Source organism: Actibacterium sp., assembly GCF_041584535.1.
Lineage (GTDB): Bacteria > Pseudomonadota > Alphaproteobacteria > Rhodobacterales > Rhodobacteraceae > Actibacterium_D.
The window spans coordinates 1-3979 of sequence record NZ_JBFHDW010000248.1 but is presented as its reverse complement, the minus strand read 5'-3'; the positions used below and the strand labels follow the sequence as shown (position 1 = coordinate 3979).

The following is a 3979-nucleotide window of genomic DNA, read 5'->3' as shown; positions in this document are numbered from 1 at the left end:
TGGCAGATGCCGGTGCCCGGCGGCACGACGCGGAAATTGTTGAACGCGCCCTGACCCCATTTCAGGAATTGGTAGCGTTCCATGTTGCGCTCATATTCGCGGTCGACGTTCATCTGAAAGGCCCGCGGGTTGCCGAATTCGTCGATCATCACCGAATGGTCGATCACCAGATCCACCGGGTTCAGCGGGTTGATCTTTTGCGCATCACCGCCAAGGGCCTTGATCCCGTCACGCATCGCGGCCAGATCGACCACGGCGGGCACGCCGGTAAAATCCTGCATCAATACGCGGGCCGGGCGATAGGCGATCTCGCGCGGGTTCCGGCCGCCCTGTTCGGCCCATTCGGCAAAGGCCCGGATGTCGTCGGTCGAAACCGAAAAGCCGCCGTCTTCAAACCGCAGCATGTTTTCCAGCACGACCTTCAACGCCGCGGGCAGATTGGTGAAATTTCCCAGACCGGCCGCTTGGGCGGCGGGGATCGAGTAATACGCAACGCTTTTGTCACCAACGCGCAGGGTGCGGCGGGTGTTCGAGGTATCTTTTCCGACGATGATGGACATTTTAGCTCTCCCTGGTTGAAACGAGGGGTCTCGCTGATTTTTGATTCTGCCACTTATGTGGGGTCACGTTCAAGCCACAGCCCCTGAAAGCAGACCGGAATGCCCGCCGGAACACGGATATTTGAAACATCGCTGACGTTTGTCTCTCGAAACCTTGATTGGCGCGGGACGGTCGGGTGGTCTAGGTAGTTAGAACACGAATGAAACTGAAACCGGGATTGCTGGCGTATGAGGCGAACGAAGCGCGTGCTTGAGATCGTAAAGGCAGGGCTGGCGGCGGCGCTGTTGACGGCACCGGGCGCGGCGCTGGCATCAGACACGGCAATGCCGGTGGTGGTCGAGCTGTTCACCTCGCAGGGCTGCGCGTCCTGTCCGCCCGCAGACGGGTTGCTGAACGAACTGGCTGGGCGCGAGGACGTGATCGCGCTGTCGCTGCATGTGGATTACTGGGACTATATCGGCTGGAAGGACGCGTTCGCGGATCCGGCCTATACCAAGCGGCAAAAGGGCTATGCCCGCGCGGTCGGCAGTCGTTCGGTCTATACACCGCAGATGGTGGTGGGCGGCGCCGAGCATGTGATCGGGTTCCGCCCGATGGAAGTGGCCGAACTGATCCAGCGCCACAAGTCGCGCCCGGCGCCGGTGACGCTAAGCCTGACGCGCAGCGGGGAACATGTGATCGTCGCGGCGCAGGCGCTGCGCCCGCTGAAAGGCGAGGTGGTGCTGCAACTGGTCAGTTATATGCCCAATCAGATCGTCGAAATCACCCGCGGCGAAAACGCCGGGCGGCGCATTCAATATTCCAACATCGTCAACGGCTGGACCCCGGTCGCGCGCTGGGATGGTGCGGCGCCGCTGAACCTCAGCTTCGAGATGCCCTCGGACAGCCCGGTGGTGGCGATTCTTCAGGAAAGCGGCTTTGGCCCGATTCTGGCGGCGGCGCGGCTGCGTTAATCGCTGTCGCCATTGGCGCGCGCGGCCCGTTCTTCACGGGCACGAACCAGTTTCTCCATACGCTCGGGCTTCCAGCGGCGATGCACCCAGAACCATTGATCCATGTGCTGGCGGGTGATGGCCTCAAGGCTGTCATTCAGCGCCTGCGTCATGTCGCGGGCATTGGTGTGCTCAAGCGGCGGCTCGACGACGACCTCGAAGGTCAGACCGTCGGGCTGGCGCACGCCGTAGATCGGAAAGATCAGCGCGTCGTATTTCAGTGCCATTTCAGCCGCTGACAGCGCCGTCATCGCCGGTTTGCCGAAAAAGTCCAACGGCTCGCCATTGCGCATGAACTGGTCGACCAGAATGCCGATCGTGCCGCCATCGGACAGATAGCGCAGCATCTGGGCATAGCCCTTGCGGCCGCGCGGGAACATCGGTTTGCCGAACGATTCCATCGCCTTGGCGTAATGGGCGTTGAAATAGGGGTTCTGCATCGGGTTATACAGCGCCCCGACCGGATGCCCGCGCGCGAACATCGCGGCGCGTGGCACCATGTGATTGCCGAAATGCCCGGTCACCAGAACGATCGGCCGTTTCTGGGTAATCGCCTGTTCCAGCGTCGCTGCACCGTCACCGGTCAGCGGCAGCTTGCTGATGCGCTTCATGAATTCGGCGCCGGAGTAGATCTCGATCAGGGTGCGGCCAACGTTATCAGGCACAGCCCGCATCAGGCGGCGCACCTCGGTGTCGGGAAGCTCGGGCATGACATGGTTTAAATTCGCCCGCACCCGGCCGGAATAGCCGGCCAGCGGCGCGATGATCCGAGAGGTGAACCAGCCCATCAGCCGCACGCGCGTCGCCCATGGCAACGCCAGCATCAGGCCGAATACCCCGCGGATCGCCAGATCGCTTAGCCAGAAACCGGCTCTGCGGTGAAAAGAGTATGTCTTGGCCATGCCGGACTTTCAGAGCAATTACGAGGCGCTATGGGTTTCTCGATACCAGACATAAATCCCGGCCAGTATGATCACAAGTCCCCCGGTCAATGACAGAAGGTCAGGGAATTCGCCAAAGAACAGAATGCCCCAGACCGTTGCGAAGATCAGGCCGCTATAGATAAAGGGCGCGACCTGTCCGGCCTCGGCCCGCATCAGCGCTGAAATCATCAGGAATTGCCCGACACCGCCGCAGACCGCCACCACCGCCAGCCGCACGACGTCCGAGCCGCTGGGCGGGACCCAGAAAAACGGGATCATCACCCCCAACAGCACCGAACTGATCAGGCCGGTATAAAGCATCGCGGTCCAGATGCTTTCGCTTTTGCCCATGTAGCGCGCGGTCAGGGCAAAGCCGGTCAGGCATATGGCGGCGCACAGCGGCAGGATCGCATAGGGCGTGAATACTGACGATCCGGGTTTGATGATCAGCATTGCCCCGATCAGCGCCGCGGCAATGCCGCCGATGCGGCGCGGGCCCAGTTTCTCGCCAAGGAACAGCGCCGCGCCCAGCGTGATGAAAACCGGGTTCAGGCCCATGATCGCCGTCGCCTCGGCCAGACCGATTTTCCCAAGCCCAAAGAAAAAGAACGTGGTGCCGCCCAGAATGAACGCCGTGCGCAAAATATGTATCAGCGGCTGACGGGTGCGCAGCAGGCGGGGCACATGCCGATTCAGCATCAGCACCACCAGAACCGTCTGGCCGGTATAGCGCGCCCACAGGGTCTGGGGGGTGCCGACCGTATGGGCCAGCGCCTTTGCATTGGCGTCCATCAGGCTGAAACACAGGATCGCACCCAGCATCATCAGGATCCCCTGTGTGACTGGTGAAAGATCACGAAGCCGCGTCATCGCAGGGTCGGAAAGGTTGCGTGCGTCATGTCCCAGCAGTAGGCCGGTTGCCGGGATTGGGCAAGGCCTGCCGTGCCGTCAATCGTCGTCGCCGGGGACGATCAGGGTCAGCTCACCTACAGCCTCAAGCGCGCGGATGGCGGCGATAATCTGTGACATGGCGGCCTCGGCCTCGGATGTGCGGACGATGCCGCGATCGCTGATGTCCTCGCGCAATTGGTCGGCCATGCGCCGCGACATGTTCGCAAGGATGAAATCAGCGGCCTTGGCGGCGTCGGGTTCGGTCGCGCCGGCCAGCGCGGTGACCAGATCTTCGGCGGCGATGGCGCGGGTGATCGCGGGCACCTCGCGCGCCGGGATGCGGGCGGGGATGTCGGCAAAGGTAAAAATCGCCTTGCGCACGGTCTTGGCGAAACCGGCATCGGCCTCATCCAGACCGGATAACAGATCCTCGCGCGTGGCGGCGGGGGCAAGGTTCAATATCGCGCCCATCCGCGCGGCAGGTGGCGTGTCGAAGGCGCTGACCGGGCGCGCTTCAAGCTGGGCAGCCAGCACAGACCCGATCCGCGCCACCATTTCGGGCGGGGCAAGGGCAGTTTGCGACACCGCGCAGGCGATACGCCGGGCCTGATC

Annotated in this window: 5 protein-coding genes; 1 reads left to right on the top strand and 4 read right to left on the bottom strand. The window is 62.6% G+C overall.

Annotated elements, in window-relative coordinates:
* A partial coding sequence (locus tag ABYW26_RS11615) for an aconitase family protein (protein WP_372605045.1) occupies nt 1–560 on the bottom strand: 560 nt, incomplete at its 3' end.
* A gap of 246 nt (nt 561–806) precedes the next feature.
* Between ABYW26_RS11615 and ABYW26_RS11610 the strand changes: the two genes are divergently transcribed.
* Entirely contained in the window at nt 807–1514 is a 708-nt protein-coding gene (locus ABYW26_RS11610; RefSeq protein WP_372605044.1) for a DUF1223 domain-containing protein, read from the top strand.
* On the opposite strand, the gene ABYW26_RS11605 is transcribed toward ABYW26_RS11610, so the two are convergent.
* From ABYW26_RS11605 to ABYW26_RS11595, 3 genes are all read right to left on the bottom strand, one after another.
* On the bottom strand, nt 1511–2455 hold the full coding sequence (locus ABYW26_RS11605) for a lysophospholipid acyltransferase family protein (RefSeq protein ID WP_372605043.1): 945 nt from the start codon (nt 2453–2455) through the stop codon (nt 1511–1513). The genes ABYW26_RS11610 and ABYW26_RS11605 overlap by 4 nt on opposite strands.
* An 18-nt stretch (nt 2456–2473) precedes the next feature.
* Nucleotides 2474–3301 (bottom strand): DMT family transporter, encoded by an 828-nt coding sequence (locus tag ABYW26_RS11600; protein ID WP_372605042.1) that lies wholly within the window; start codon nt 3299–3301, stop codon nt 2474–2476.
* Between the two features lie 123 nt (nt 3302–3424).
* The coding region (locus ABYW26_RS11595; protein WP_372605041.1) for a FliG C-terminal domain-containing protein at nt 3425–3979 on the bottom strand (555 nt) is incomplete at its 5' end.